General features: G+C 63.4%; 26 protein-coding genes and 1 tRNA gene. 12 read left to right on the forward strand and 15 right to left on the reverse strand.

What is annotated here, in order from left to right; genetic code table 11:
- Positions 1 to 28: 28 nt before the first annotated feature.
- The 3 genes from fmt (at position 29) to K3175_RS04305 (ending at position 2,877) form a co-directional block, all read left to right on the forward strand.
- Positions 29 to 937, forward strand: a complete 909-nt coding sequence (gene fmt / locus K3175_RS04295) for a methionyl-tRNA formyltransferase (protein WP_221542098.1) — start codon at positions 29 to 31, stop codon at positions 935 to 937.
- On the forward strand, positions 934 to 1,683 hold the full coding sequence (gene truA / locus K3175_RS04300; RefSeq protein ID WP_221542099.1) for a tRNA pseudouridine(38-40) synthase TruA: 750 nt from the start codon (positions 934 to 936) through the stop codon (positions 1,681 to 1,683). The genes fmt and truA overlap by 4 nt, the downstream gene beginning before the upstream one ends.
- A gap of 84 nt (positions 1,684 to 1,767) precedes the next feature.
- The gene (locus K3175_RS04305; RefSeq protein ID WP_221542100.1) at positions 1,768 to 2,877 is read left to right on the forward strand and encodes a zinc-binding dehydrogenase; all 1,110 of its coding nucleotides are present in this window, start codon (positions 1,768 to 1,770) and stop codon (positions 2,875 to 2,877) included.
- A 1-nt stretch (position 2,878) separates the two neighbouring features.
- On the opposite strand, the gene K3175_RS04310 is transcribed toward K3175_RS04305, so the two are convergent.
- The gene (locus tag K3175_RS04310; protein WP_221542101.1) at positions 2,879 to 3,868 is read right to left on the reverse strand and encodes an asparaginase; all 990 of its coding nucleotides are present in this window, start codon (positions 3,866 to 3,868) and stop codon (positions 2,879 to 2,881) included.
- Between the two features lie 71 nt (positions 3,869 to 3,939).
- Between K3175_RS04310 and K3175_RS04315 the strand changes: the two genes are divergently transcribed.
- A tRNA-Val gene (locus K3175_RS04315) sits at positions 3,940 to 4,015 on the forward strand.
- Between the two features lie 18 nt (positions 4,016 to 4,033).
- On the opposite strand, the gene K3175_RS04320 is transcribed toward K3175_RS04315, so the two are convergent.
- From K3175_RS04320 to K3175_RS04335, 4 genes are all read right to left on the reverse strand, one after another.
- Positions 4,034 to 4,177, reverse strand: a complete 144-nt coding sequence (locus K3175_RS04320) for a DUF2474 domain-containing protein (RefSeq protein ID WP_221542102.1) — start codon at positions 4,175 to 4,177, stop codon at positions 4,034 to 4,036.
- Positions 4,177 to 5,184 (reverse strand): cytochrome d ubiquinol oxidase subunit II, encoded by a 1,008-nt coding sequence (cydB, locus tag K3175_RS04325; protein WP_221542103.1) that lies wholly within the window; start codon positions 5,182 to 5,184, stop codon positions 4,177 to 4,179. The genes K3175_RS04320 and cydB overlap by 1 nt, the downstream gene beginning before the upstream one ends.
- On the reverse strand, positions 5,174 to 6,631 hold the full coding sequence (locus tag K3175_RS04330; RefSeq protein ID WP_221542104.1) for a cytochrome ubiquinol oxidase subunit I: 1,458 nt from the start codon (positions 6,629 to 6,631) through the stop codon (positions 5,174 to 5,176). The genes cydB and K3175_RS04330 overlap by 11 nt, the downstream gene beginning before the upstream one ends.
- A gap of 125 nt (positions 6,632 to 6,756) precedes the next feature.
- A complete protein-coding gene (locus tag K3175_RS04335) occupies positions 6,757 to 7,170 on the reverse strand; it encodes a TlpA family protein disulfide reductase (protein WP_247710646.1) in 414 nt (137 codons plus the stop codon).
- Between the two features lie 160 nt (positions 7,171 to 7,330).
- Here K3175_RS04335 and argH point away from each other — a divergent pair, with 160 nt between their 5' ends.
- From argH to K3175_RS04355, 4 genes are all read left to right on the forward strand, one after another.
- On the forward strand, positions 7,331 to 8,704 hold the full coding sequence (gene argH / locus K3175_RS04340; RefSeq protein WP_221542354.1) for an argininosuccinate lyase: 1,374 nt from the start codon (positions 7,331 to 7,333) through the stop codon (positions 8,702 to 8,704).
- A gap of 3 nt (positions 8,705 to 8,707) precedes the next feature.
- The gene (locus K3175_RS04345) at positions 8,708 to 8,944 is read left to right on the forward strand and encodes a lipoprotein (RefSeq protein ID WP_221542106.1); all 237 of its coding nucleotides are present in this window, start codon (positions 8,708 to 8,710) and stop codon (positions 8,942 to 8,944) included.
- 62 nt (positions 8,945 to 9,006) lie between these two features.
- The gene (lysA, locus tag K3175_RS04350; protein WP_221542107.1) at positions 9,007 to 10,269 is read left to right on the forward strand and encodes a diaminopimelate decarboxylase; all 1,263 of its coding nucleotides are present in this window, start codon (positions 9,007 to 9,009) and stop codon (positions 10,267 to 10,269) included.
- Positions 10,269 to 11,039: a precorrin-2 dehydrogenase/sirohydrochlorin ferrochelatase family protein gene (locus K3175_RS04355; protein WP_221542108.1), complete on the forward strand. Its 771-nt coding sequence runs from the start codon at positions 10,269 to 10,271 to the stop codon at positions 11,037 to 11,039. Before lysA ends, K3175_RS04355 begins: the two co-directional genes overlap by 1 nt.
- On the opposite strand, the gene K3175_RS04360 is transcribed toward K3175_RS04355, so the two are convergent.
- Positions 11,036 to 12,022: a helix-turn-helix domain-containing protein gene (locus K3175_RS04360; RefSeq protein WP_221542109.1), complete on the reverse strand. Its 987-nt coding sequence runs from the start codon at positions 12,020 to 12,022 to the stop codon at positions 11,036 to 11,038. The genes K3175_RS04355 and K3175_RS04360 overlap by 4 nt on opposite strands.
- A gap of 143 nt (positions 12,023 to 12,165) precedes the next feature.
- On the opposite strand from K3175_RS04360, the gene obgE reads away from it, so the two are divergent.
- Genes obgE through K3175_RS04380 form a run of 4 tightly spaced genes read left to right on the forward strand, consistent with a single transcriptional unit; the run spans position 12,166 to position 15,924 of the window.
- Positions 12,166 to 13,221, forward strand: a complete 1,056-nt coding sequence (gene obgE, locus K3175_RS04365; RefSeq protein WP_221542110.1) for a GTPase ObgE — start codon at positions 12,166 to 12,168, stop codon at positions 13,219 to 13,221.
- Between the two features lie 5 nt (positions 13,222 to 13,226).
- On the forward strand, positions 13,227 to 14,348 hold the full coding sequence (gene proB, locus K3175_RS04370) for a glutamate 5-kinase (protein ID WP_221542111.1): 1,122 nt from the start codon (positions 13,227 to 13,229) through the stop codon (positions 14,346 to 14,348).
- Positions 14,345 to 15,250, forward strand: a complete 906-nt coding sequence (locus K3175_RS04375; protein WP_221542112.1) for an NAD-dependent epimerase/dehydratase family protein — start codon at positions 14,345 to 14,347, stop codon at positions 15,248 to 15,250. The genes proB and K3175_RS04375 overlap by 4 nt, the downstream gene beginning before the upstream one ends.
- 26 nt (positions 15,251 to 15,276) lie before the next feature.
- A complete protein-coding gene (locus K3175_RS04380) occupies positions 15,277 to 15,924 on the forward strand; it encodes a hypothetical protein (protein WP_221542113.1) in 648 nt (215 codons plus the stop codon).
- A gap of 10 nt (positions 15,925 to 15,934) precedes the next feature.
- On the opposite strand, the gene K3175_RS04385 is transcribed toward K3175_RS04380, so the two are convergent.
- The 9 genes from K3175_RS04385 to K3175_RS04425 form a co-directional block, all read right to left on the reverse strand.
- Positions 15,935 to 16,690 (reverse strand): phosphoadenylyl-sulfate reductase, encoded by a 756-nt coding sequence (locus tag K3175_RS04385; protein WP_345719306.1) that lies wholly within the window; start codon positions 16,688 to 16,690, stop codon positions 15,935 to 15,937.
- On the reverse strand, positions 16,687 to 17,139 hold the full coding sequence (locus K3175_RS04390) for a DUF934 domain-containing protein (protein ID WP_221542114.1): 453 nt from the start codon (positions 17,137 to 17,139) through the stop codon (positions 16,687 to 16,689). The genes K3175_RS04385 and K3175_RS04390 overlap by 4 nt, the downstream gene beginning before the upstream one ends.
- On the reverse strand, positions 17,132 to 18,763 hold the full coding sequence (locus K3175_RS04395) for a nitrite/sulfite reductase (RefSeq protein WP_221542115.1): 1,632 nt from the start codon (positions 18,761 to 18,763) through the stop codon (positions 17,132 to 17,134). Before K3175_RS04395 ends, K3175_RS04390 begins: the two co-directional genes overlap by 8 nt.
- Complete coding sequence (locus tag K3175_RS04400; protein ID WP_221542116.1) at positions 18,763 to 19,059, reverse strand: DUF2849 domain-containing protein; 297 nt, start codon at positions 19,057 to 19,059, stop codon at positions 18,763 to 18,765. Before K3175_RS04400 ends, K3175_RS04395 begins: the two co-directional genes overlap by 1 nt.
- Positions 19,056 to 19,811 (reverse strand): uroporphyrinogen-III C-methyltransferase, encoded by a 756-nt coding sequence (cobA, locus tag K3175_RS04405; protein WP_221542117.1) that lies wholly within the window; start codon positions 19,809 to 19,811, stop codon positions 19,056 to 19,058. Before cobA ends, K3175_RS04400 begins: the two co-directional genes overlap by 4 nt.
- 97 nt (positions 19,812 to 19,908) lie before the next feature.
- Positions 19,909 to 20,964, reverse strand: coding sequence for a mechanosensitive ion channel family protein (locus K3175_RS04410; protein ID WP_221542118.1), 1,056 nt, complete (start codon positions 20,962 to 20,964; stop codon positions 19,909 to 19,911).
- 14 nt (positions 20,965 to 20,978) lie between these two features.
- The gene (gene metC / locus K3175_RS04415; RefSeq protein ID WP_221542119.1) at positions 20,979 to 22,190 is read right to left on the reverse strand and encodes a cystathionine beta-lyase; all 1,212 of its coding nucleotides are present in this window, start codon (positions 22,188 to 22,190) and stop codon (positions 20,979 to 20,981) included.
- Positions 22,191 to 22,288: 98 nt separating this feature from the next.
- The gene (locus tag K3175_RS04420) at positions 22,289 to 23,116 is read right to left on the reverse strand and encodes a sulfurtransferase (protein WP_221542120.1); all 828 of its coding nucleotides are present in this window, start codon (positions 23,114 to 23,116) and stop codon (positions 22,289 to 22,291) included.
- 50 nt (positions 23,117 to 23,166) lie between these two features.
- Positions 23,167 to 24,297: a hypothetical protein gene (locus tag K3175_RS04425; RefSeq protein ID WP_221542121.1), complete on the reverse strand. Its 1,131-nt coding sequence runs from the start codon at positions 24,295 to 24,297 to the stop codon at positions 23,167 to 23,169.
- Positions 24,298 to 24,399 lie beyond the last annotated feature (102 nt).

The following is a 24,399-nucleotide window of genomic DNA, read 5'->3' on the forward strand; positions in this document are numbered from 1 at the left end:
GAACAGAGAAAGACCAGACAGGGGCTTCATGCGCATAATCTTCATGGGATCGCCGGAATTCGCCATGCCAACGCTACAGGCATTGGTTCACGCCGCGCATGAAGTCGTGTGCGTCTATACCCAGCCGCCCCGCCCCGGTGGGCGCCGAGGCAAGGAACTGACCAAGACCCCGGTTCACCAGCTGGCCGAGCGGCTTGGAATAGAGGTGCGCCATCCAACATCGCTTAAATCCGAGGAAGAACAGGCAAAATTCGCCGCACTCGACGCGGATATCGCGGTGGTGGCAGCCTATGGACTGATCCTACCCCAGGCGATCCTCGATGCTCCAAAACGAGGCTGTCTCAATGTCCATGCCTCTCTCCTTCCCGACTGGCGCGGCGCGGCGCCCATTCACCGCTCCATCATGGCAGGGGATGAGGTTACCGGCGTCACCATCATGCAAATGGAAGCCGGACTCGACACCGGTCCCATGCTTGCCACGGTTCGCACCCCGGTCGAAGACAAGACCACCGGAGAACTGACCGAGGAACTGGCCGAGCTGGGTGCGCAGCTGATGGTCGGCACTCTCATCGATATCGATGCGCTGCACGCGGTCGAACAGGATCATGATGCCGCAAGCTACGCCAAGAAAATAGAAAAGGCCGAAGCGCGCATAGACTGGTTGCGATCTGCCGAAGATGTGGCGCGTCACATCCATGGCCTTTCACCCTTCCCCGGCGCATGGGCCGAACTCGAAGGCGCAAGAGTGAAATTCCTCCGCGCCGAGCCCGTAGACGGTTCGGGCGATCCGGGGACGGTGCTGGATGACGACCTGACGATTGCCTGCGGCGAAGGCGCCATTCGCCCGCTGCGTCTCCAACGCGCCGGCAAACCTGCAATGGAACGCCCCGAATTCCTGCGCGGTAATTCCGTGGGCGAAGGCGCACGTTTCGCGTGACACGCTTCGCGCTTACCATAGAGTTCGACGGCACGCCCTTCTTCGGGCTCCAGCGGCAGGACAACGGGCCGAGCGTGCAGCAATCGCTGGAGGAGTCCGCGTTTCGCGTCACCGGAGAAGACGTGCGCCTTCATAGTGCCGGCCGCACGGACACCGGGGTCCACGCGCTCGCCATGCGAAGCCATGTCGATATCGAAAAAGAGATAGCGCCGTTTCGCCTGATGGAGGCGCTTAACGCACAAGTGAGGCCAGACCCAATCGCCGTCACCCATTGCGCGGTGGTCGATGACGATTGGCACGCACGCTTCAGCTGCACCGGGCGCAGTTACGTCTACCGTATCGCCAACCGCCGCGCGCCGCTGACCCTTGAACGCAACCGTCTGTGGCAGGTCCCGCAGGACCTCGATGCTGAGGCGATGGACCGCGCTGCGAAAGCGCTGGTGGGTCTGCACGATTTCACCACTTTCCGCTCGGTCCAGTGCCAGGCCCAGAGTCCGCTCAAGACCTTGGACCGGCTCGATGTGGAAAGGGTCGGCGACGAAGTGCGCGTGCACGCCGCAGCGCGCAGTTTCCTCCACCATCAGGTGCGCTCGATGGTCGGCTGCCTCGCGCTGGTCGGTATGGGACGCTGGCGGGAAGAACAGATGGCGGAGGCGCTGGAGGCCCGCGACAGGCAGGCGCTGGGTCTCAATGCTCCGCCGCACGGGCTCTACTTCGTCAAGGCGACCTATCCGGACGATGCGTGACTGAACGGCACCCTAGCCAATTTCCATTTCGGCGCGTAGCGAGACGGTCAAACAGGTTTCAATAACGCACCGAAAGGGAACAGGATGACCACCGGTAAACAGCTCTTCACCACGCTTGAAAGCGACGGCACACTCACTCTCCAGATCGAAGACGTCACTTTTCCCGAACCGAAAGGCAATCAGGTTCTGGTCAAGATGGAAGCCGCACCGATCAACCCTTCCGATCTGGCGATCCTGACGGGCGCTGCCGATTTCGAGAATGCCGAATATTCGCCCGGCAAGGTCGTCGCCAAGATGCCCGAACCGTTCAATTCGGGGAGCAAGGCGCGCCATGGCAAGAAACTGCCGGCAGGTAACGAAGGCGCCGGCACGGTGGTTGCGACCGGTGACGGCGACGCCGCAAAAGCCCTGATGGGACAACGCGTGGCCTGTGTGCCCGGCAATGCCTTCAGCCAGTACGCGATTGCCGATGCCAATATGTGCCTGCCGCTGGGCGATCATAGCGCCGAAGCCGGCGCATCGAGCTTCGTCAATCCGATGACTGCTCTTGGCTTCGCTGAGAACGCGAAGATGGAAGGACAGGACGCCATCCTACACACGGTCGGGGCATCGAACCTCGGCCAGATGCTGAACCGCATCTGCCTCGAAGACGGACTTGGCCTCGTCAACATCGTGCGCAAGGACGATCAGGCGGAACTGCTGAAGTCGCAGGGCGCGACGCATGTCGTGAATTCATCCGGCGACGATTTCATGGGCCAGCTTCGTAGCGCGATCAAAGATACGGGCGCGTTTTTCGGCTTCGATCCGATCGGCGGCGGCAAGATGGTAGACAGCTGCTTCAAGGCCATGGAGCAGGTGGCTGTGGCGAACATGACCGAATATTCGCGCTACGGATCGAACCAGGCGAAGCGGATGTTCATCTACGGCCGTCTCGACGTCAGCCCGACCACGCTAACGCCATCCTATGGCTTCGGCTGGACCTTGTCGGGCTGGCTACTGTTCCCGTTCCTTCAGCAGGCGGGACAGGAAACGATGGGTCGGATGCGCAAGCGCGTGCTCGACAATCTCACCACGACCTTTGCCAGCAGCTACAAGGCGAAGGTCGACCTTCAAGCCATGCTGACCAAGGATGCGATCCTGGACTATCGGGAAATGAAGACGGGCGAGAAATATCTGGTCACGCCGCACGGCTAAGTCAGCGGCGGTCGAACTTCTGCTGGATGGCGGCGGGATCGCTGATCCCGTCCGCCAGAAGCAATTGCAAAAGCACCCGCGCTTTCTGGGGATTGAGAGCGCGGGCCGCGATGAAACCGTTGTCCCGATCTTCCGGCTCCCGGTCGACGAGGCCTTCATCGGTGCGGCTCGCACGAACCACGGCAACGCCATTACGTGCCTGTTCGACCAGAGCGGTGCGAACCGCTTCGGGCATATTGCCTTCCCCAAGGCCGGCGACAACAATGCCGCGCGTCGCATCGCCGATCTGACGTCTCACGCTTGCTGCATCGAGGCCGGCATGAGCGTAGACAATCACGACTTCGGGCAGGTCGGTGGTCCATCTGAAAGCAGCAGCCCTGCCCTGACGCCAGGGCGCGCCGAACCATTCCAGGCTGGCAGGCGTGACCAGCCCGATGGATTCGCGCGGGAAGCCGCGAAATGCTTCGGTTCCGCGCGTCCGCACCTTGCGCACATCGCGCGCGGCAAAGACCCGGTCACCCATGACCACGAGCACTCCGCGCCCGGCTGCGTCCGGGTCGCTCGCCACACGCACGGCATTGGCGAAATTTCTCAGGCCATCGTATCCCACCGCATCAGCAGGCCGCATGGCGCCCACCACGACCACCGGCTTGTCGGCGGCCAAGGTCAGGTCGAGCAGAAACGCCGTTTCCTCCAGCGTGTCGGTGCCATGGGTCACGATGATCCCGCGGCAGCCATCATCGGCCATCGCCTCCGCAATTGCCGCATGCAGGGGATTCCACACGCCCGGCCCCATATCGGCCGAATCGATATTGGCGATCTGGCGGCCTGAAAGCTCCGCACCCAGGCCCAATCCGCCGACTTTTTCGAGATAATCATCGATCCCGATTTCGCCTGCACGATAGTCTTTCGCTATCGCAGAACCGGCGATTCCCGCGATTGTGCCGCCAGTGGCGAGGACTGTGAGCCTGGTCGAATTCGTGCTTGTCATCACAAAGCGCACTAGCGGGAATTGATTTATGCGTCACGCACGCTATGTGGCGCTTCACCCGATGCTGGTCGGGGCGATTAGCTCAGTTGGTAGAGCATCTCGTTTACACCGAGAGGGTCGGCGGTTCGAGCCCGTCATCGCCCACCAGTTCCAGGCTTCGGGCCCTCACTTCAGCCACAGTCTCAGCCCGTAGGCGACCGCGCCGAGCACGGCCACGCTGACGATCCAGATCAGCACCATCCAGCCGATGCGCTGCCAGAGCGGCTTTCGCTCCGCCTCGTCCGATCCGGAAAGCGGATCGAACGGCATCAATGATATCCTTCCGTACCAACCTTGCCGCGAAAGACCCAATAGGCCCAGCCCGTGTAGGCGAGGATGAGCGGCATGGTGATGGCTACTCCGATCAGCATGAAGATCTGGCTCTTTTCGGGTGCGGCAGCCTCCCAGATCGTGACGTCGGGCGGTATGACATTGGGCCAGATGGTCAGCCCCAGTCCCGCCATGCCAAGGAAGAAGAGCGCTATCGATAGCCAGAAAGGCTTGCTGTTGCGTTCTTTCCTCAGCGCGCCGAGCAGGGACAGCGCCAGAATCCCGGTCACGATCGGTACCCAACCGGTAATGTAAATCTCCGGCGCGGTCAGCCAGCGGTCGGAATATTCGGGATTGAGCACGAGATTGTAAGCGCTCACCGCCCCCATCAATGCAAGCGTGGCGAGAAAGGCTTTCTTGGCCAGCGTGCGCGCATGAGCCTGCGATGCCCCTTCCAGTTTCCAGATCAGCCAGGTCGCGCCGAGCAGTGCATAGCCGGCCACCGTGCCGATACCCGTCAGCAGGGTGTAGGGCGTGAGCCAATCCCACCAGCTTCCCGCATAGGCACGGCCCTCGACGTCGATCCCCTGCAGCATCGCACCGAGGATCATGCCCTGCGCCATCGCGGCGATGAAGCTTCCTGCCGTAAAGCTGATGTCCCAGAACTTTTCGTGCGCCTTGTCGCGCCAGCGAAATTCGAAGGCCACGCCGCGAAAGACCAGCCCCAGCAGCATGGCGATGATCAGGGGATAGGTTGCCGGGAGAATGACCGCATAGGCCAGCGGGAAAGCCGCAAACAGCCCCCCTCCCCCGAGCACCAGCCAGGTCTCGTTCCCGTCCCACACCGGCGCGATCGAGTTCATGGCCTGATCGCGTTCCTGCCCCGGTTTGAAGGTCGGGAAAAGGATGCCGATGCCGAGATCGAAGCCGTCCATCACGACATAGGCGAACACGGCGAAGGCGATGATGAAGGCCCAGATCACCGTCAGGTCGAAATCAATTCCCATCGGTCGCCTCCTCGCGGCTTTCGGGCAGCACATCGGGGTCCGCGCCCGGATTCTGCGTTGGCCCCGGCGTGATACCGGCGGTCCGCACAGGCCCCTTCTCGGTACGCTTGACGCCCTTTTCCCCGAGATGCGGCGGGTGGCTCATCAGGCGCAGGATGTACCAGGTCCCCACGCCGAATACGGCGAAATAGACGATGACGAACGCGATGAGCGAGGTCGCCACGGCCGGCGCGTCGAGCGGGCTGGCGCTATCGGCGGTCCGCAAGACGCCGTAGACCGTCCAGGGCTGGCGCCCGACCTCGGTTGTAATCCAACCGGCGATCACCGCGACGAAACCAGATGGTCCCATCACCACGGCCGCGCGGTGCAGCCAGCTCCAGTCGTAAAGCTTCTTCCTAAAGCGCGCGAACAGGCTCCACGCGCCGAGGCCCAGCATCAGGAACCCGATACCGACCATCACGCGAAATGCCCAGAATACGGGAAAGACGGGCGGCTGGTCCTCATCAGCAATCGTGTCCAACCCTGCCAGCGGGGCATCCAGCTCATGCTTCAGGATCAGGCTGGAAAGCTTGGGAATGCCGACGGCGTAATCCAGCCGCTGTTCCTTGTCGTTGGGAATGCCGAACAGATAGAGCGGCGCACCGTCCGGGTGGCTTTCATAATGCCCCTCCATCGCCATGACCTTGGCGGGCTGGTGTTCAAGCGTGTTGAGCCCGTGCATGTCACCTGCGAAAATCTGCACCGGCGCGACCAGCGCGGCCATCCACATCGCCATCGAGAACATCTTGCGCGCGTGCTGGTTGGTGCGATCCTTGAGCAAGTGCCAAGCGCCCACCCCGCCGACGACCAGCGCAGTGGTGAGATAGGCCGCGATGACCGTGTGCACCAATCGGAACGGGAAGCTGGGATTGAAGACGATGTCGAACCAGCTCGCCTCCGGCAGCAGCTGTCCCGCTTCGCTGACCGACCAGCCGACCGGCGTCTGCATCCAGCTGTTGACCGACAGGATCCAGAATGCGGAAATGAAAGTGCCCAGCGCCACCATGAAGGTGGCGAAGAAGTGGAGCCCTTTGCCCACCCGGTTCATCCCGAACAGCATGACGCCCAGGAAACCGGCCTCGAGGAAGAAGGCGGTCAGCACTTCATAAGCCATGAGCGGCCCCAGGATCGGACCCGTCTTATCGGAAAACACGGACCAATTAGTGCCGAACTGGTAGCTCATGACAATGCCTGAGACGACACCCATGGCGAAGGCGATCGCGAAGATCTTAAGCCAGTATTTGAACAGGTCCTGGTACAGCTGTTTGCCGGTTTTCAGCCACAGCGCTTCCAGCACCGCGAGATAGCTCGCCAGCCCGATCGAAAAAGCCGGGAAGATGAAATGGAAGCTCACCGTGAAGGCAAACTGGATGCGAGCTAGCAGAAGCGCGTCGGCATTTTCGAACATGGCTGCACCCTATAGCGGCAAATCTTGCGAACCGCGATGAAAGCTGTGCACCAGATGATGCGCGCGGCGCACCACGTCAGCCCGACTTCTTGAAGCGAGGGCGAGCGACAGACCCAAGGACAGTTCTAGCCTTCGATGACCTCATCGATTGCTGCCCGCGCTTCCGCGCCGGCCCAGTCGAAATCGCCGCGAACCCGCCACACTTCCTGGCCGCTTGCATCATACAGCACCGTCGTGGGCAGCACCGTGTCGCCCAAGGCATAACCCAGCTGGGCTTCGGGATCGATCCAGGGTTCGAGATTCTCGTAGCCCCCTTCCCGGAAGAAGTCGGTGACCTTTTCGACCTTGCCCATATCTTGGCTGACCGTCACCACTCTGAGCCGGTCGCCATAATCGCCCGCCAGTTCGTCCAGCAGCGGCATTTCCTTGACGCAGGGTGCGCACCATGTGGCCCACAGATTGAGCAGCACCGGCTGCCCCTGCAGCGCACCCAGATTAAGCGCGCGGCCATCCGGGTCCTGCACATTTATGGCCGGCATCAGCATGCCTGCATTGGAGGTGTCGATTTCCCCGGTTGCCGCATTTGAAGCACCGCTTTCTTGCACCTGCTCCGGCGCGCTCCTATCGCAGCCGGCAACGGCCAAACCAAGGATACAGACGAACGTGAGCGACAAGCGGGACAATCAGGGCTCCAACAGCATGTGGGGCGGAAGGTTCGCCGAAGGGCCTAGCGCCATCATGCGCGAAATCAACGCTTCAATCCCTTTCGACAAGGCGCTGTGGCGGGAAGATATCGCCGGCAGCCGCGCCCATGTCGCCATGCTGGCCAAGCAGGGCATCGTCAGCGAAGCCGACGCGAAGGCCATCGACGACGGGCTGCAGCAGGTCGCCGCCGAATATGAAGCCGACGGTGTTCCCGAAGATTGGGATCTCGAGGACATCCACATGACGGTGGAATCGCGCCTGACCGAAATCGTCGGCCCGGCAGCAGGCCGATTGCATACGGCGCGCAGCCGCAACGATCAGGTGGCGACCGATTTCCGCATGTGGGTGCGCAGCGCCATGCAGCGCGCGATTGCCGGGGTGGACGCGGTTCTGGGCGCAATCGCCCAGCGCGCCGAAGACCATGCCGACACGATCATGCCCGGATTTACCCATCTGCAAACCGCCCAGCCGGTCACCCTTGGTCATCACCTGCTCGCCTATTTCGAAATGCTGGTGCGTGACCGGTCGCGCTTCGCCGATGCGCTCGCGCGGATGGACGAATGCCCGCTCGGCTCTGCCGCGCTGGCAGGTACCGGCTTCGATCTCGATCGCGACATGACCGCGCAGGCGCTCGGCTTTGCCCGCCCCACGCGCAACAGCCTCGACGCCGTATCGGATCGCGATTTCGCGCTCGATTACCTGATGGCGGCCAGCCAGTGTTCGCTGCACCTCAGCCGCCTCGCGGAAGAGTTCATCATCTGGGCCAGCCAGCCCTTCGGCTTCGTGAAACTGCCCGACACGCTTTCTACCGGCAGTTCGATCATGCCGCAGAAGCGCAATCCTGATGCTGCCGAACTCGTGCGCGGCCACGCCGGGCGCGTCATCGGCTGCGCAACCGCGCTGATGGTCACGATGAAGGGCCTGCCGCTTGCCTATTCGAAAGACATGCAGGACGACAAACCGCCCGTCTTCGAAGCCGCGGGCCTGCTCGATCTCAGCCTGGCGGCAATGGCCGGCATGGTCGCCGACAGCGGGTTCGACAAAGCGCGGATGCGCAAGGCGGCCGAAGCTGGCCATGCGACGGCGACTGACCTTGCGGACTGGCTGGTGCGGCAGGCGGACATCCCTTTCCGGGAGGCACATCACATCACCGGCGCGGCGGTGAAGCTGGCCGACGAGAAAGACGTCGCTCTCGACGGTCTTACCATCGAAGACCTCAAAGCCATCGACGAGCGGATCGACGAACGCGTTTTCGATGCGCTGTCGGTCGATGCCTCGGTGGCCGCCCGCGCTTCCTATGGCGGCACCGCCCCGGTGCGTGTAAGGGAACAGGCGAAGGAAGCCCGCCGGCGGCTGGAGGAATTTTGATCTATGCGTAAACTTGCCATCCTCGGCCTTGCCGCCCTGCTTGCCGCATGCGGGCAGAAGACGGATTTGAAACCGCTGGCGCAGGACACGCTGCCGCCCACGCCCTATGGCGCGGAAGTCCAACCGGATTCGCAGGACCTCCTCGCGCTCGATCCGCAGGCGGCGCCCGACCGTTCGGTCGAATTGCGGACCCGTTCGGAAGAACGCGAAGACGATCCGTTCGATCTGCCGCCCGAATGAATTGCAGCCCGCAAAGTACTCATTGTTAGACAGGTCGCGCGCGATTGGGCAGAGGCGCCCGCATGGACCATTTTGAGCTTCGTGACGGCGCCCTCTACGCCGAAGATGTCCCGCTATCCGCGATTGCCGATGATGTCGGCACGCCGGTCTACGTTTACTCGCGCGCCACGCTGGTGCGCCATGCACGCGTGTTCCGCGATGCCCTGGCAGAGCTGAAAGACCCGCATATCGCCTTTGCGGTGAAGTCCAATCCAAACCTGTCCGTGCTCCGTGTGCTCGCCAATGAAGGCTATGGCGCCGACGTGGTATCGGGCGGGGAACTGCGCCGCGCGCTCGCGGCCGGGATGAAAGCGGAAGACATCGTGTTCTCCGGCGTCGGAAAAACCCACGGCGAATTGCAGGAAGGGCTGGAAGCCGGCATCGGCCAGTTCAATATCGAGAGCGAGGAAGAAGGCTACGAGCTGGCAGCCATCGCTCGCAGGCTGGGCATGAAGGCCGCTTGCGCGCTGCGCGTCAATCCCGATGTCGATGCGCGCACGCATGAGAAAATCTCCACCGGCAAGCGCGAGAACAAGTTCGGCGTCCCGCTCGACCGGGCGGCAGAAATCTACACCGCCCTCTCGCAGGAAGACGGCCTCGATATGCGCGGCATCGCTGTTCACATCGGCAGCCAGCTTGCCGATCTCGAACCGCTGGAAACCGCTTTCGGGAAGGTCGGGGCGCTGATCGCTGAACTGCGCGCCGCCGGCTGCAAGGTGACCCATGCCGATCTGGGCGGCGGGCTCGGCGTACCGTACAAGGCCGGTGAAGAACTGCCCGCGCCTGCCGAATATGGCGCCATGGTCGCGCGCGTGACCAAGGACTGGGACGTGCGGCTGATGTTCGAGCCGGGCCGGGTCATTGCCGGAAATGCGGGCGTGCTGCTGACGCGGGTCATCCGCGTGAAGCGCGGGATCGAGCGGCCTTTCGTGGTGGTCGATGCCGCCATGAACGATCTGGCCCGGCCTGCCATGTATGGCGCCTGGCACGATTTCGAGGCGGTGAAGCCCAGCGGCGCCCGGACAGTGGCCCATATCGTCGGCCCCATTTGCGAGACCGGCGATACATTCGCCATGGACCGCGAATGCGATGAACTCGTCGCGGGCGATCTGGCGGTGTTCCGCACGGCCGGTGCCTATGGAGCGACCATGGCGTCGAGTTACAATTCGCGCGGCTTCGTTGCCGAAGTGCTGGTGGACGGTGATCGCCATGCCGTGGTGGCGGAACGGATCGGTGCGGATTCAATCATGGATGCCGAACGCGTGCCGGACTGGCTCGAAGGCTGATGCATTCGCTGCCGCTCTTCCACCGGATCGGCGGCCAGCGGGTCGTCGTGGTCGGCGAAGGCGAAATGGCCGATGCGAAAGCGCGGCTGGTCGTGCGGGCGGGCGGCATTCCCTGTGCCGAGACCGAGGCGCATCATGCCCGCCTCGCCTTCGTGGCACTGGACGATCCGAAGGCAGCGGCAGCCGCGCATCTGCGGCTCAAGCGCGCCGGGCTGCTGGTCAATGTCGCCGACCAGCCCGATCTGTGCGATTTCACCCTGCCCAGCGTGCTCGACCGTGAGCCCGTGCTGGTTGCCGTGAGCACTGGCGGCGCATCGGCAGGGCTGGCCAAGCATCTCCGGCTCCGGCTCGAGCGGCTTCTGCCCCAGTCGCTCGGCGGGCTGGCGCAGGCGCTGTCCGATGCGCGCGAGGCTATTCGGCGCAAGTTCCCCGAAGGCGCGGCGCGGCGCAGGGCGCTCGACGATGCGCTGGCCGAAGGCGGCGCGCTCGACCCGCTCGAGAGCCGCGAAACTGCGGGCGTGGAGGAATGGCTTGCCAGTCCCGCGACCACCGGGGGGACGCAGCTGCATGAATTCGTGCTGTCGAGCGACGATCCCGACGATCTGACGCTGCGGCAGGCGCGCCTGCTGGGCAAGGCGGATGCCGTGCTGCATGATCCCGCCATACCGGAGGCAATCCTGGTGCGCGCGCGGGCCGATGCCCAGCGCATCGCCCTGCCCGCCGATCCGCCGGGTGACGGGATCGCCGTGATCCTGCGCCGCGAGGGCTAGGCGGCCACAGCTTCGCCGGTAGCGACAAGGCCGATCGCCGCGAAATAGCGGGCCATGCTGTCGGCCGTCTTGTCCGCCAGCGCGATATGGGCGCGCCGGCGGTCGTGCGGATCGGGAATGCGCAGCAGCAGATCCGCCTCGACCATCTGGCCGATCCAGCGCAGCGCCGTGGTGGCAGGAACGCCCGCCGCGATACACAGCGAGCTGACACTGACCTGCTGGCGTTCGGCCCGCGCGGCGGCGAGGTCGAGCAGGATGTCCCAGGCCGGATCGGCGAAGAGTTCCGCATCGAAGAAGTTGCTGCGCAGCTGCCGGTGGTGGATCAGCTTGCGGATCGCTTCGGCGGGCGGCAGCTGCGGCGCCGTGTCACGCGCCCTGGTGCCCGGTTCATCGCCTTCGCCGCGGAAGGTCTGCCTGGCCGCTTCGAAGCGGAAAGCGCCCCCGTTCGCCGTGCGGCCTGCGAAGACCTGCGCCGAGAGCCCTTCCACCCGCTGCGCCACGCGGCCGACCTGTTCGGTCAGGCGCAGCAGCATCAGCCGGTCGGTTTCGGACAGTTCGCGCAGGCGCAAATTCGGCACGCTGGCCAGCACGCGCCCGATCGCGATCACCCGGTCGGCGCGGCCCGGATCGACCAGGATCTGCGCCGGCGAGATGGTGAAACAGCCGAACACCACGTCGAGCGATTCCATGATGGTGGAGACGACCAGCTGCGCGCCGGACTTGGCCGCGCGCACGTCCAGCCGCGACAGCAGCGCCATGGCCTGCGCATCCATGCCTGTGCAATCGACCAGCACCAGATCGCCCAGCGCCCCGATCGCGCCGCTGCCGAATTCATCGAGGCCGCAGCATTCCAGCACGCGGAAGCCCGCCCCTTCGGCATCGGCGCGCATTTCGCCCCGCACCGTGTCGCGATCGGCCAGGATCGTGACCGTCAGCTGGCAGCCGGCGCCATCGTAAACCGGCTCGTAAGCGAAATCCTGCATCGAATCAGCCCCTTCAATTTGCAGGAACAGGAGTAGAACAAAACGGGAATTTGTCAATGTCATGCCGCCGGATCCATCCCCGATGGCGGCCGCGCGCACCACGGCGCTCGCCAAGGGCGGCAAAAGCGATTAGGGGCCGTGGCATGCATTTTCTCGACCAGGCCAAGATCTATCTCAAATCCGGCGGGGGCGGCCCGGGCGCGGTCAGCTTCCGGCGCGAGAAATATATCGAATACGGCGGTCCCGACGGCGGCAATGGCGGCAAGGGCGGCGATATCATCTTCCGCGCCGTCCAGGGTCTCAACACGCTGATCGACTTTCGCTATGCCCAGCACTTCAAGGCCCCGCGCGGCGCGCATGGCATGGGCAAGGACCGCACCGGCGCAGGCGCGGACGATCTGATCATCGACGTGCCCGTGGGCACGCAGATCCTGTCGGAAGACAAGGAAGAAGTGCTCGCCGATTTCACCGAAGTCGGCCAGGAAATCGTCTTCCTCGAAGGCGGCATCGGCGGCCGCGGCAATGCGAGCTACAAGAGCTCGACCAACCGCGCGCCGCGACAGCACCAGCCCGGCATGCCGGGTGAGGAAATGTGGGTCTGGCTGCGGCTGAAGCTGCTGGCCGACGTCGGCCTGCTTGGCCTGCCCAATGCGGGCAAGAGCACGCTGATCAACCAGGTCACCAATACCAAGGCCAAGGTGGGCGATTATGCCTTCACCACGCTGGTGCCCAAGCTGGGCGTCGTGCGCCACAAGGGCCGCGAATTCGTGCTGGCCGACATTCCCGGCCTGATCGAGGGCGCGGCGGAAGGCGCCGGGATCGGTGACCGCTTCCTGGGCCATATCGAACGCTGCCGCGTGCTGATCCACCTGATCGACATTGCGGGCCAGGACCCGGCCGATGCCTATAATACGGTGAATGCCGAGCTCGACGCCTATGGCGAAGGGCTGGCCGACAAGCCGCAGCTGGTCGCGCTGAACAAGCTCGATCTGGCGGATGCCGAACTGGGCAAGGCCTTTGCAGACGAACTGCTGGCCGCCGGTGCCGAAAAAGTGTTCAATATCTCCGGGGCAACCGGCGAAGGCATGGAAGAACTCCTCGACGGCGTCCTGTCCTACCTGCCCGATCGCACCAGCACCGAAACGCAGGCCGAAGAGGTCGAAGACGAGGGCGACGAGCCCGATTGGTCGCCCATCTGACGGCCATGGCCATCGCCAGCCTATCCGATCTCGCGCAGGCACGGCGCATCGTGGTCAAGGTCGGTTCGGCCCTGCTCATCGAACGCGGGCAGGCGCGGGCCGAATGGTTGGCCACGCTGGTCAAAGAGATTGCCGGGCTGGCGAAGGACGGCACGCAGGTCATCGTGGTTTCTTCCGGCGCCATCGCGCTGGGCGCGGCCAAGCTCAAACTGCCCAAGGGCGGCCGGGCCAGCCTTGCCGATGCGCAGGCCGCGGCCTCCGTCGGCCAGGTTGAACTGGCGCGCCTGTGGTCGGAAATGCTCGGCCAGCACGGACTTACCGCGGCGCAGATGCTGGTCACGCTGGACGATCTGGAAGACCGCCGCCGCTATCTCAATGCCTCGGCCACGCTCGAACGGCTGATCGAGGCAGGCGCGATCCCCGTCATCAATGAAAACGACAGCGTCGCGACCGAGGAAATCCGCTTCGGCGACAATGACCGCCTGTCCGCCCGGGTGGCGCAGGCCGCGCAGGCGCAGGGCGTGCTGCTGCTCTCCGATGTCGACGGGCTGTACGACCGCGATCCCGCCGATCCCGATGCCAGCTTCATTCCCACGGTCGAAGGCGTCACGCCCGAGATCATCGCCATGGCCACCGGCAGTTCCGGCTCCGGTCTCGGATCGGGCGGCATGCTGGCCAAATTGCAGGGCGCGCGCATTGCCGAACGCGCAGGCATCGCGCTGGCGATCATCAACGGCACCCATGCCGATCCCATCACCACCGCGCTTGCTGCGGATCGCGGCACGCTGTTCCTGCCGCAGGGCGATGAAAGCGCGCGCAAGGCTTGGCTTTCAGGCCGCCTCGCCCCCGCCGGCGTGCTTACCGTGGATGCGGGTTGCACCGAAGCGCTGGCTCATGGCGCCAGCCTGCTCGCCGCCGGTCTCACCGAGGTCGAAGGCGATTTCCGCCGCGGCGATCTGGTGGCGATCTTCGGCGCCAAGGGCGAACGACTGGGCCAGGGTCTGGTCGAATATACCGCCGCCGAATGCCGCGCCATTCTGGGGCTGCGGGAAGAGGAACAGGCGGCAAAGCTGGGCTATTCCCCCCGCGCCGCCGTGGTCCACCGCGATCACATGGTGAAGGCATGATCGTCGCGCTGACCGGGGCGACCGGCTTTGTCGGGCAGGCTGTACTCGATGCCGCGGCGCGGCAGGGCGTGGCCATTCGCGCCCTCACCCGGCGCCCGCAGGAAGACCGCGAGGGCGTAACCTGGCTCGCGGGCAGTCTCGACGATCCGGCCGCGCTGGAGGAATTATGCCGCGGCGCGGACAGCGTGGTGCATGTGGCGGGCCTCACCAACACGCCCGACCCCAGCGAATTCGAACGCGCCAATGTGCTTGGCACGCGCAACCTGCTCGATGCCGCGCGCACGGCGGGTGTATCGCGCTTCGTCTTCACCTCCTCGCTCTCGGCGCGCGAGCCCTCGCTGTCGCAATATGGCGCCTCCAAGGCGAGCGCCGAAGGCTATGTCGAAACCTCGGGCATGGATTTTACCATCGTGCGCCCCCCGGCAGTCTATGGCCCGCGCGATATCGACATGTTCGAGCTGTTCCGCACCGCCAAATACGGCGTCGTGCCGGTGCCGCCCGAAGGCCATACCTCGATCATCCATGTCGACGATCTGGCCGAATGCCTGCTGGCCTTGGCCCCGGCGGGCATCGCGCCCGGCGCCACGCTGGAGCCCGATGACGGGCGGCAGGGCGGCTATGAACATGGGGAACTGGCCCGGCTGATCGGCGAGGCGGTGGGCCGCCGCGTCTTCGCTCCGCATCTGCCCGGCGCAGTGCTCGGCCTCGCCGCCCGCGCCGACCAGCTGCTGCGGCGGGACAAGGCCAAGCTGACGCCCGACCGCGTGGGCTATATGGTTCATCCCGACTGGGTGGCCCGCCCTGCCCGCCGCGTGCCCGATGATGTCTGGAAACCGCGCGTCGACGGCCCGGCCGGGCTTGGCGCCACCGCGCGCTGGTACGAACGCGAAGGCTGGCTCTGAGGGCAAAAGCGCGATAGCTTCGCGCAATGGACTTCATGAAGATCATCAAGTCGCTGGAGCTGCTGCTCTACGAATTGATGGTGTGGGTGGTTTTCTATCCGCTCACGCTGTGGAAGTCTTTTCGTCATCCGCTGGCACTGATGGACTATGCGGATGACGAATTGGAGGATGCCGATGACGATCGGTATTCGGATACGCTCAGCCCGCCGATCTTTCTGGCCATCACGCTGGGGCTGATCCACTTGCTGGAAGTGTCGGAGAGCTGGAATATCCAGAGCGACGGCATTTTTTCGGACGACAAGAATTTGATCGCCTTCAGGCTGGTCGCCTTTTCCCTCTTTCCGCTGATGATGGCGCTGCGCATGCTGCGCGCGAAGGGGATCGCGCTGGACCGTAAGACACTGCGGAAACCCTTCTATGCCCAGTGCTTTACCGCCGGTCCCTTTGCGATCGGCATCAGCGCGGCGACCCTGTCGATGGCGGCCGGTGCACAGCTCGCGGTAGGCCTGGCGATCATCGCCATTACGCTGCTCTGGTATATCGCCGTGCAAACGCTCTGGTTCCGCTCACAGCTTGCGATCGGCCCGGTCCGCGCGCTCGGCAATGCCTTGCGCGGTTTCCTCGAAGCGCTGATCATTGTCATCGTGCTCGATATCGCGACCGACACCCTCTGACCGGCGCGCCCTAGAGGAAGGGTTCTTCGCCCGGCTTGTGGATGCCGCATTCCACCTTGTCCCACCCGGCCCAGCGCCCGGCGCGCGGGTCTTCGCCCTCGGCGACGGGGCGAGTGCAGGGGGAACAGCCGATGGAGGGAAAGCCCCGCTCCACCAGCGGATGGCGGGGCAGGTCGTGTTCTTCGAAATAGGCGGCGATGCGGTCCGCATCCCAGTCGATCAGCGGATTGATCTTCAGCCGCCCCTGCTCGTCCGACGTATCGATTTCGAAGCGCGGCAGATTGGCGCGGGTGGAGGACTGGAACGCCTTGCGCCCGGTCAGGCTGGCGTCATAACTCGCCAGCGCTTTCGCCAGCGGGCGCACCTTGCGCAATTCGCAGCAGCCATCGGGATCGTAGGACCAGCGCAGGCCAGTCTCGTCGCGCTGCTTCAGATCTTCCAGCTCGGGATAGAGATTGACGAGATTGAGGCCCAGCCGCTCGGCCAGCTGGTCTCGGTAAGCCAGCGTTTCGGGGAAATGCTTGCCCGTTTCGAGGAACAGCACGGGCACGCTGCGGTCGATCTGCGACACCAGATGCAGCAGCGCCGCGCTTTCCGCGCCGAAGCTGGACACGATGACGATGTCGCCCGCCAGCCCGTCACGCAGCACCGCGCTCAGCCATTCCTCCGTCTCGCTGCCACGGAACATGCGGTTGAGACGGATCGCATCATGCTCGGTGAAGCGGGGGCCGGTATCCAGCCGGTCGATGGCGCGCAGCTGGTTCACGCGTGCCTCTTGCTCCAGATCGGCGTCCGGCCGTCGGCAGCCTTCTGGTATACTTCGGGCCAGCGGTTCAGCGCCGCCTCGAGATCGTCCGCGTCGAGCGCGCTGTCGGGATCGAAGGCATCGAAGCCGCAGCGGCGCATATAGGCCACCTGGTCGACCAGCACATCGCCCACCGCGCGCAGTTCGCCCTCGTACCCCGCCTCGCGCAGGATCTGGGCCGAGGAATAGCCGCGCCCGTCGCCGAATGCGGGGAAGTTCACCTCGACCAGCGCCAGCCGTTCGAGATGGGGGATGAGTTCGCGCGCATCGTCGCCCGGCTCGATCCGCACGGCCGAGGCATTGGACTGGTCGAGAAAGGCATCCACCGTCACCGCGCCGTGATCGACCGGCTTGTCGTCACGATAGCGGATGAGGTTGAGGCGGGCGGGATCAGAAGACAGGTCAGCCATAGAGCGCCTCCTTGAACGGGTTCATGCCGATGCGGCGATAGGTGTCGAGGAAACGCTCGCCGTCCTGGCGTTCGCGCAGATAGACATCGGCGGCGGTCTCCACCGCATCGACAATCCCTTCCTCGTCGAAACCGGGGCCGGTGATCTTGGCCAGGCTGACGTCCTCGGCCTCGCTGCCGCCGAGCAGGAGCTGGTAATTCTCCACCCCTTTGCGGTCGACGCCCAGGATGCCGACATGGCCCGCGTGGTGATGCCCGCAGGCATTGATGCAGCCGGAAATCTTCAGCTTCAGCTGGCCCAGCGCCTCGGTCTTGCCGCTGGCGGCGAAGCGCTGCGAAATCTTCTGCGCCACGGGGATCGACCGTGCATTGGCGAGGCTGCAATAATCGAGCCCCGGGCAGGCGATGATGTCTTCCACCGTATCGAGATTGGGGCTGCCCAGCCCGGCCTCGTCGAGCGCGGTCCACAGGGCATGCAGATCCGCCATGCGCACATGCGGCAGCACGATGTTCTGCGTGTGCATCACGCGCAATTCGTCGAAGCTGTAGTCCTTCGCCAGATCGGCCATCAGGCGCATCTGCTCCGAGGTGGCATCGCCGGGGATGCCTCCGACCGGCTTCAGGCTGATCACGGCCGAGACATAGCCGGGTGCCTTATGCGCAACAGTGTTGCGATCGACCCACAGTGCGAAGTCGGGATCGCTGCGATCGATCGTTTCGGGCGCATTCTGTTCGAACAGGGGGTCTTCGAAGAACGTCCGGACACGTTCCAACTCTTCAAGTACCCGATCAAGAGGGTGTTCGGTGAGCTTTTCGTACTCTTTTTCAACCGCCGCAGCATATTCCTCGGCGCCCATTTCATGGACCAGGATCTTGATGCGCGCCTTGTATTTGTTGTCGCGGCGGCCCTGCCGGTTGTAGACCCTCAGGCACGCCTCGGCATAGGTAACCATCTGATCGAGAGGGACAAATTCCCTGATGCAGGGCGCAATCATGGGGGTGCGCCCCATGCCGCCGCCGACATAGAATTTGGCGCCCAGCTCGCCGTCTCGCTCGACGATCTGGATCCCGATATCATGCAACCGCATCGCCGCCCGATCATGGTCGCTGGCGATCACGGCGATCTTGAACTTTCGCGGCAAGTAACTGAATTCAGGATGGAAACTCGACCACTGGCGCAGCAGTTCGGCATAGGGACGCGGGTCGGTCACCTCGTCCGCCGCCGCTCCGGCGAAGTGGTCCGAACTAATATTGCGAATGCAATTCCCGCTGGTCTGGATGGCATGCATCTCGACCTTGGCGAGGTCCGCCAGGATATCCGCCGCATCCTCCAGCTTGATCCAGTTGTACTGGATATTCTGGCGCGTGGTGAAATGCCCGTAACCGCGATCATACTTGTCGGCGATATCCGCCAGCGCATGCATCTGCCGGCTGTTGAGCGTGCCATAGGGAATGGCCACCCGCAGCATATAGGCATGCAGCTGGAGATAGAGCCCGTTCATCAGCCGCAGCGGCTTGAACTGGTCTTCGGTCAGCTTGCCTTCCAGCCTGCGGCGTGCCTGGTCGCGGAATTCCTCGACGCGGGCATCGACCATCGCTTGGTCATATTGGTCGTAAAGATACATCAGATAACCCAGTTGCCGATATCGGGATCGGCCGGTTTGAGGGTGAGGTCCTGCCGGACGGTGGGACCCAGCGCCCGGACGCGGTCCTTGATATGCGCGGGACGCGGGCTGCCTTCATGCAGTTCGGCATCGATGGCGTAAGGGACATTGACCCGGCGCGCGGCTTCCTCGCGGCTTGCGATCTCGTCTTCCTTGCCGGTGACATCGACCGCGTCTTCCACATGAAGCGACCAGTCACTGCCGGTCCACCAGGTGACGAAGCCCGTCTTAAGATCGTTTCCGGTAAGTATTCTCATATCGCCGCCTCCTGCGCGAGAGCCGCCAAAGCATCGTCACGTGCAGTCACTTCGCCAATCACGATCAGAGAGGGGCTGATCACATTCTCGCGCACCACGAGATCGGGCAGCCCGGCAAGCGATGCCCGCAGAACGCGCATGCTCGGCCGCGCGCCGTTTTCGATGACCGCAACAGGCATTTCGGGCGACAGGCCATCGGCCATGAGCTTTTCCGCGATCAGGGGCGCGGTCTTGACGCCCATGTAAATCACGAGCGTGCGGCCTTTTCCGGCGAGCCCTGCCCAATCCTGATCCGCCAGGCCCTTGCATTGCCCGGCCACGAAACTGACGATCGACGAGGCATCGCGGTGTGTAAGCGCGATCTGCGCCGCTGCTGCCGCACCATTGGCCGCGCTGATGCCGGGCACGATCTCCACCGATACGCCCGCTGCACGCGCAGCTTCCGCCTCTTCCCCACCACGCCCGAAGACGAAGGGGTCGCCGCCCTTGAGGCGCACGACATCCTGTCCGCTTCTCGCAATGGAGATGAGCAGTTGATTGATCTCTTCCTGCGGCATCGTGTGCTTCGAGCGTCGCTTGGCGACCGAAATCAGCTTCGCACTAGAAGGCGCCAGATCGAGAATCGACCGATCGACCAATCCGTCATGAACGATGACGTCCGCACTCTCGATCAGCCGCGCCGCGCGCAACGTCAGAAGATCGGTATCGCCCGGCCCTGCGCCGACGAGATAGATAGTTCCAGCTCTTGCCATGGCGACAAGATGTGCGGCCCGGCAAAACTTCGCCAATCAAAATGCGTGTGCAGCAGGGTAGCGGAAATTTTGAAACCCCCGCTGTGGGCGCTCCAACCTAATCTTTTGCGGGCAGCTCGCCATTTCGCGCCGCAAACCAGCGATCGAGCTGGTCGCTGGACCGGATGTGGATGTCCCGCTGCGGGAACGGGATTTCCACCCCATGCTCCTTGAATAGCCACCACAGCTTCTTCAACACGGCGCTGCGCACATTGCCGACACCGTCTTCCGGATCCTGGATCCAGCAGTGGATGGTGAAATTGACCGAATTGTCTCCATACTCGCTCATCCAGACGGTCGGCGGTGGCGCCTTGAGAATGCGATCACAGCTACCAGCCGCTTCCAGCATAAGCTTTTCGGCCAGGTTCATGTCGGCTTCATAGCTGACGCCCACGGGAACCTGCATGCGTACATTCTTGCTCGAGTAGGACCAGTTCTCCACCTGATTGATCATCAGGTTCTCGTTCGGGATCAGATATTCGCGCTGATCGCGGGTGGTCACCGAAACCGCGCGGACCCCGATCTTACGGATCTGGCCGAAGGTCTCGTTGCCAGCCATATCTGCCACCGCAATGACATCACCCGGCTTGATCGACTTGTCCATCAGCAGGATGATCCCGGCGATCAGATTACCGAAGGTCTTCTGAAGACCGAAACCGATGGCCAGACCGAAGGCGCCGGAAAACACGGCGAGCGCGGTGAGATCGATGCCGAGCAGATCGATACCGAGGAAAAATGCGGCCGCCCAGACCACGATAGTGAGTATTTTTTCCGCCAGAAGCTGCTGCGTATCGTCCAGCTTGGTAAAGCGGCGCACACCGCGGCGGGCCAATTTGCTGATAAACCATGCAAAAAACAAAACACCGGCGACGATTGCTGCGACAAGGAGGACGTCGAGCAACGAAATGCGCATATCGCCCATGCTGAGCGCCACGGCATCGAGCCCATCGAGAACCGAGCCAACCGTTTCGTTCTGGCTGCCAACAGCTTCCTTGAACCCTTCAGCCGCTGCAACACCGCCTTGATCCGGTGCATTTTCGGCCAGACTCCAAGCCTGTTCGACCGGCGTTGCATCCGGGTTGGGAGTGGGAGTTGGGGGTGTTTCGCCTTGCACTTGGAGTACCGTGTCTAATCCTGATTCATGACCGCAAAGGCCTGTTCGAGGTCGGCGATAAGGTCGCCCGCATCTTCAAGCCCGATGGATAGGCGAATACCGCAGCGATCCTCAACCCCCCAGCCCGTTTTGGGCCAGGACATCTTCTTGCGTATCGGTTCAACGTCAAACGGCAATGCGAGGCTTTCGAACCCCCCCCAACTATATCCAATCCCGAAAAGGTCCAGTGCATCGATCAGACGGCAGCGCGCGGCGTCGTCCCGGCCGCGCAAGACAAAGCTGAAAAGGCCGCAGCCTCCTGTAAAATCGCGCTGCCACAATTCGTAGCCGGGAGCTCCGGGCAGCATGGGGCACAGGACGTGTGCCACGTCATCGCGTGCGGATAGCCTGCGGGCGATGGCAAGCGCGCTCTCGCTCTCCTGCTTCAGGCGAACGCCCATGGTGCGCAGCCCGCGCAACGCCAGTGCCGCATCGTCAGGCGAGACGACATGGCCCAATTGCTGGGCAGTCTGGCGCAACCGGCGGTGCAATTTCTCGCCCGCGCTAGCCGCCCCCATCATCACGTCGGAGTGACCGCCGATATGCTTGGTGAGAGCTGTGATCGAGATGTCGCACCCACGCTCCAGCGCCGGGAAGCCCGTGGAAGTCGCCCAAGTATTGTCGATCAGGCTGACTGCTCCCTTCTCCCGCGCGATGCCGGCGAGCGCTGGGATGTCAGCCATTTCCATAGTCAGGCTACCGGGATTTTCGAGCATCACTGCCTTCGTGCGGTCGCAGAATGCATCGGAATATGCTGCGGTATCGAGCGGATCGAAAAAACGATGCTCCACACCGTAGCGTTTCAACAGCCCCATCGCCGTGTTGCGCGTAGGATCATAAGCGTTGTCCTGTACCAAGAGGACGTCACCCGCCCGCAGCACGGCCATCAGCGCCCCGACAAGCGCGGCAAGCCCGCTGGGATAAAGGACCGTCCCATCGGCACCAGGCTCCAATTCCGTCAGAGCTTCGGCTAACGCCCATTGCGTAGGCGCGCCTCTGCGGCCGTAAAAGAAGTTGCCGTCTGCATTGCTCTTAACCCCTTCCCGCAAGGAGGCGCAGTCGGGATAAAGGTGGGTGCTGGCACGCCAGACAGGCGGATTGACTACGCGCTTTCCAAAGGCGCCTGAGCGACCTCCGGTCACCAACTGCGTTCCCTTGCCGATTGAACTACTTTTAGGCGAACTCATCGAGCCTCCGGTAATGATGAGCTATGCAAGCACAGCTTTAAGGCGTGTCTCTTTGGCAATTGTGCGCAGGCGGTTGGGGCAGGAAAGGGTCTCCAGCCTCAAGCCCCGCTTTCCTTCGGCAGCGAAGGATCATGGCCCCATTCCATCCAGCTACCGTCGTAAAGCGCGACGTCGTCTTTTTCGATCAGTTCGAGACCAAAAAGCAACACAGCCGCCGTCATACCACTGTTACAACTCGTGACGACCGGCTTGTCGAGATCGATGCCAGTCTGCTCGAATTCGGAGCGGATGTCAGGCGCAGACTTGTATGTCCCATCTTCGCTAAATAGCCGAACGAAAGGCACGTTTCGCGCGCCGGGAATATGTCCTTCCGAGCCGCTGTCCTCCTGCCCTTCGAACCGGGCAGTGTCGCGCGCGTCGACGACTTGCCAATCCTGGCTATCGAGATTGTCGCGTATCTCGTCCTTTGTCCGGACCTCGCGCGTCGCCTCGGGTTCCGCGCGGTGCCGGGGCGCATGCTCCACGATACGTTGGGATAGATCTCGGCCTTCCGAGCGCCATTTGGAAAGACCGCCATCGAGCACTGCCAGTTTATCCTCGCCATACCGATCGAGAATAAACCACGCACGAGCCGAGCTTTTGATCGCGCTGTCATCATAAAGCACGATGCGACTGCCCGGCGCGATGCCGAGTTCACCCATCCGCTCTGCGAACTGTTCGGCGCTGGGCACGGCTTTGGGCACCTCCGACTGCTCGTCGGTGAAACTCGCAAGATCAAGGAAACGCGCGCCGGGTATGTGCCCGTCCTCGAACTCCGCGCGGGCATCGCGGCCCGCATCAGGAAGATGCTGGGTCGCATCGAGGATCACGATGTCATCGGAACCAAGCCGTGCGGCGAGCCATTCGGTCGAAACGAGTTTGTCCATGAGCGCACGCTAGCGCCCGCTGCACGGACTGTCGATGAAATCGGCCTGATCTAATCTAGCGCGCGGGCAGCGATCGGCTCGTAACTGCGCGGCCCTTCGTCGATCCGGAAGGGCATGACCCGACCGCCCTCGGGCAGGCCCAGGCCTACCACGAAGGTTTTCACCAGCGGCTCGGACGTGGCCCCGTCGATACGCAGGCGTAGCAGCGGCACGAACAGCGCGGCGTTATTTTGCCGAATAGCGCGGATTTGCGACAAAGGTATTGTGATCTGCCCTTCGTAGCGGACATTCTGGCCCGGCGCGACACGATCGAACTGGTGGCGTTTTTCCAAAGCATGGTCGGCGCTGGCGACCTGCTGCTCCATCGGAACGCCGCCGTGCGCAGAAACGACATCCGCCCCGATCGCTACGTTCGATAGCGCACGGGTGGCCTTGTTGAGCAGCGATACACGATAGTGCAGCGTCGCATTCATGACCGACCGCGTGAGCTTGATCGCTTCTGTCCGAATGTGAATGTCGCTCGCATTCACAGGACCGCCGGATCCGACGACTGGCTTTTCGATGATCGGAGCGGGCGCACTACTGCGCCGTCGCGAGAGAAAAGAACCCAGCCCAAGAAGCGCAAGAATTCCGCCCCCAATTGCTGGCCAGATCCAATCCGCTTTTTCCTGCTCGGTGTCGGCTTGAGGAAGCGGCGCGATTGAACCGCTCTCGTTCGGCATCGGTTCACCGGTCGCTTCTCCCACCTGATCCTCCCCTTGCAGGTTTGGCTCAGCTGCCGCTTCTACACCCTCGCCCAGCGGTGCGCGCTCATCTGCCGAAGGCAGTGTGATTGGGGCGTTGCGCGGAATTTGGGGGACTTGATCGATCGGCGCAGTGCGGGCCGGGGCGGGACGGTTCGGCGGCAGCGGCGCAGACGTCGATTGGGGCACGGTCGGCTGCGGCACCGGGGATGCCTGCCGAGGTGTCGGCGCAGGCGCAGGTGTAGGCGTCGGTGTCCCGATAACGCGCGGGCGTGCCGGGATACTGTCACCCTCAGTATCGACTGGCCCCTGCACTCGGGGCGACGGGGTCGGTGTCGGATTCGGAGGCAACTGGAAATCCTGCACGCTCTGCGCGACCAATGGGGTCGGCGCGGCGAGGATCAGCGCGATGAAGGGAAGGTGATTGCGGGTAAACATGGGCGTTGGTGCCTGATTTGATCGGCGCGCTGAATAGGCACTGAAGGGCGTGGTTCCAAGCCCTGCCTTGCGCCGAACGGACATTCGCGGCAAATGCGCTGC

Source organism: Qipengyuania aestuarii (assembly GCF_019711535.1).
In the GTDB taxonomy this organism is placed as follows: domain Bacteria; phylum Pseudomonadota; class Alphaproteobacteria; order Sphingomonadales; family Sphingomonadaceae; genus Qipengyuania; species Qipengyuania aestuarii.

Excerpts from the sequence above, each read along its gene's own strand:
- proB (WP_221542111.1), top strand. The coding sequence starts at position 13,227 with ATGGCCATCGCCAGCCTATCCGATCTCGCGCAGGCACGGCGCATCGTG.
- K3175_RS04335 (WP_247710646.1), bottom strand. The coding sequence starts at position 7,170 with ATGCCGGCCATAAATGTGCAGGACCCGGATGGCCGCGCGCTTAATCTG.
- K3175_RS04345 (WP_221542106.1), top strand. The coding sequence starts at position 8,708 with ATGCGTAAACTTGCCATCCTCGGCCTTGCCGCCCTGCTTGCCGCATGC.
- K3175_RS04425 (WP_221542121.1), bottom strand. The coding sequence starts at position 24,297 with ATGTTTACCCGCAATCACCTTCCCTTCATCGCGCTGATCCTCGCCGCG.
- cydB (WP_221542103.1), bottom strand. The coding sequence starts at position 5,184 with ATGGGAATTGATTTCGACCTGACGGTGATCTGGGCCTTCATCATCGCC.
- K3175_RS04400 (WP_221542116.1), bottom strand. The coding sequence starts at position 19,059 with ATGAGAATACTTACCGGAAACGATCTTAAGACGGGCTTCGTCACCTGG.
- K3175_RS04305 (WP_221542100.1), top strand. The coding sequence starts at position 1,768 with ATGACCACCGGTAAACAGCTCTTCACCACGCTTGAAAGCGACGGCACA.
- K3175_RS04380 (WP_221542113.1), top strand. The coding sequence starts at position 15,277 with ATGGACTTCATGAAGATCATCAAGTCGCTGGAGCTGCTGCTCTACGAA.
- obgE (WP_221542110.1), top strand. The coding sequence starts at position 12,166 with ATGCATTTTCTCGACCAGGCCAAGATCTATCTCAAATCCGGCGGGGGC.
- K3175_RS04320 (WP_221542102.1), bottom strand. The coding sequence starts at position 4,177 with ATGCCGTTCGATCCGCTTTCCGGATCGGACGAGGCGGAGCGAAAGCCG.
- K3175_RS04355 (WP_221542108.1), top strand. The coding sequence starts at position 10,269 with ATGCATTCGCTGCCGCTCTTCCACCGGATCGGCGGCCAGCGGGTCGTC.
- K3175_RS04360 (WP_221542109.1), bottom strand. The coding sequence starts at position 12,022 with ATGCAGGATTTCGCTTACGAGCCGGTTTACGATGGCGCCGGCTGCCAG.
- K3175_RS04390 (WP_221542114.1), bottom strand. The coding sequence starts at position 17,139 with ATGGCTGACCTGTCTTCTGATCCCGCCCGCCTCAACCTCATCCGCTAT.
- K3175_RS04375 (WP_221542112.1), top strand. The coding sequence starts at position 14,345 with ATGATCGTCGCGCTGACCGGGGCGACCGGCTTTGTCGGGCAGGCTGTA.
- metC (WP_221542119.1), bottom strand. The coding sequence starts at position 22,190 with ATGAGTTCGCCTAAAAGTAGTTCAATCGGCAAGGGAACGCAGTTGGTG.
- K3175_RS04330 (WP_221542104.1), bottom strand. The coding sequence starts at position 6,631 with ATGTTCGAAAATGCCGACGCGCTTCTGCTAGCTCGCATCCAGTTTGCC.
- argH (WP_221542354.1), top strand. The coding sequence starts at position 7,331 with ATGTGGGGCGGAAGGTTCGCCGAAGGGCCTAGCGCCATCATGCGCGAA.
- K3175_RS04420 (WP_221542120.1), bottom strand. The coding sequence starts at position 23,116 with ATGGACAAACTCGTTTCGACCGAATGGCTCGCCGCACGGCTTGGTTCC.
- K3175_RS04395 (WP_221542115.1), bottom strand. The coding sequence starts at position 18,763 with ATGTATCTTTACGACCAATATGACCAAGCGATGGTCGATGCCCGCGTC.
- K3175_RS04310 (WP_221542101.1), bottom strand. The coding sequence starts at position 3,868 with ATGACAAGCACGAATTCGACCAGGCTCACAGTCCTCGCCACTGGCGGC.
- fmt (WP_221542098.1), top strand. The coding sequence starts at position 29 with ATGCGCATAATCTTCATGGGATCGCCGGAATTCGCCATGCCAACGCTA.
- cobA (WP_221542117.1), bottom strand. The coding sequence starts at position 19,811 with ATGGCAAGAGCTGGAACTATCTATCTCGTCGGCGCAGGGCCGGGCGAT.
- lysA (WP_221542107.1), top strand. The coding sequence starts at position 9,007 with ATGGACCATTTTGAGCTTCGTGACGGCGCCCTCTACGCCGAAGATGTC.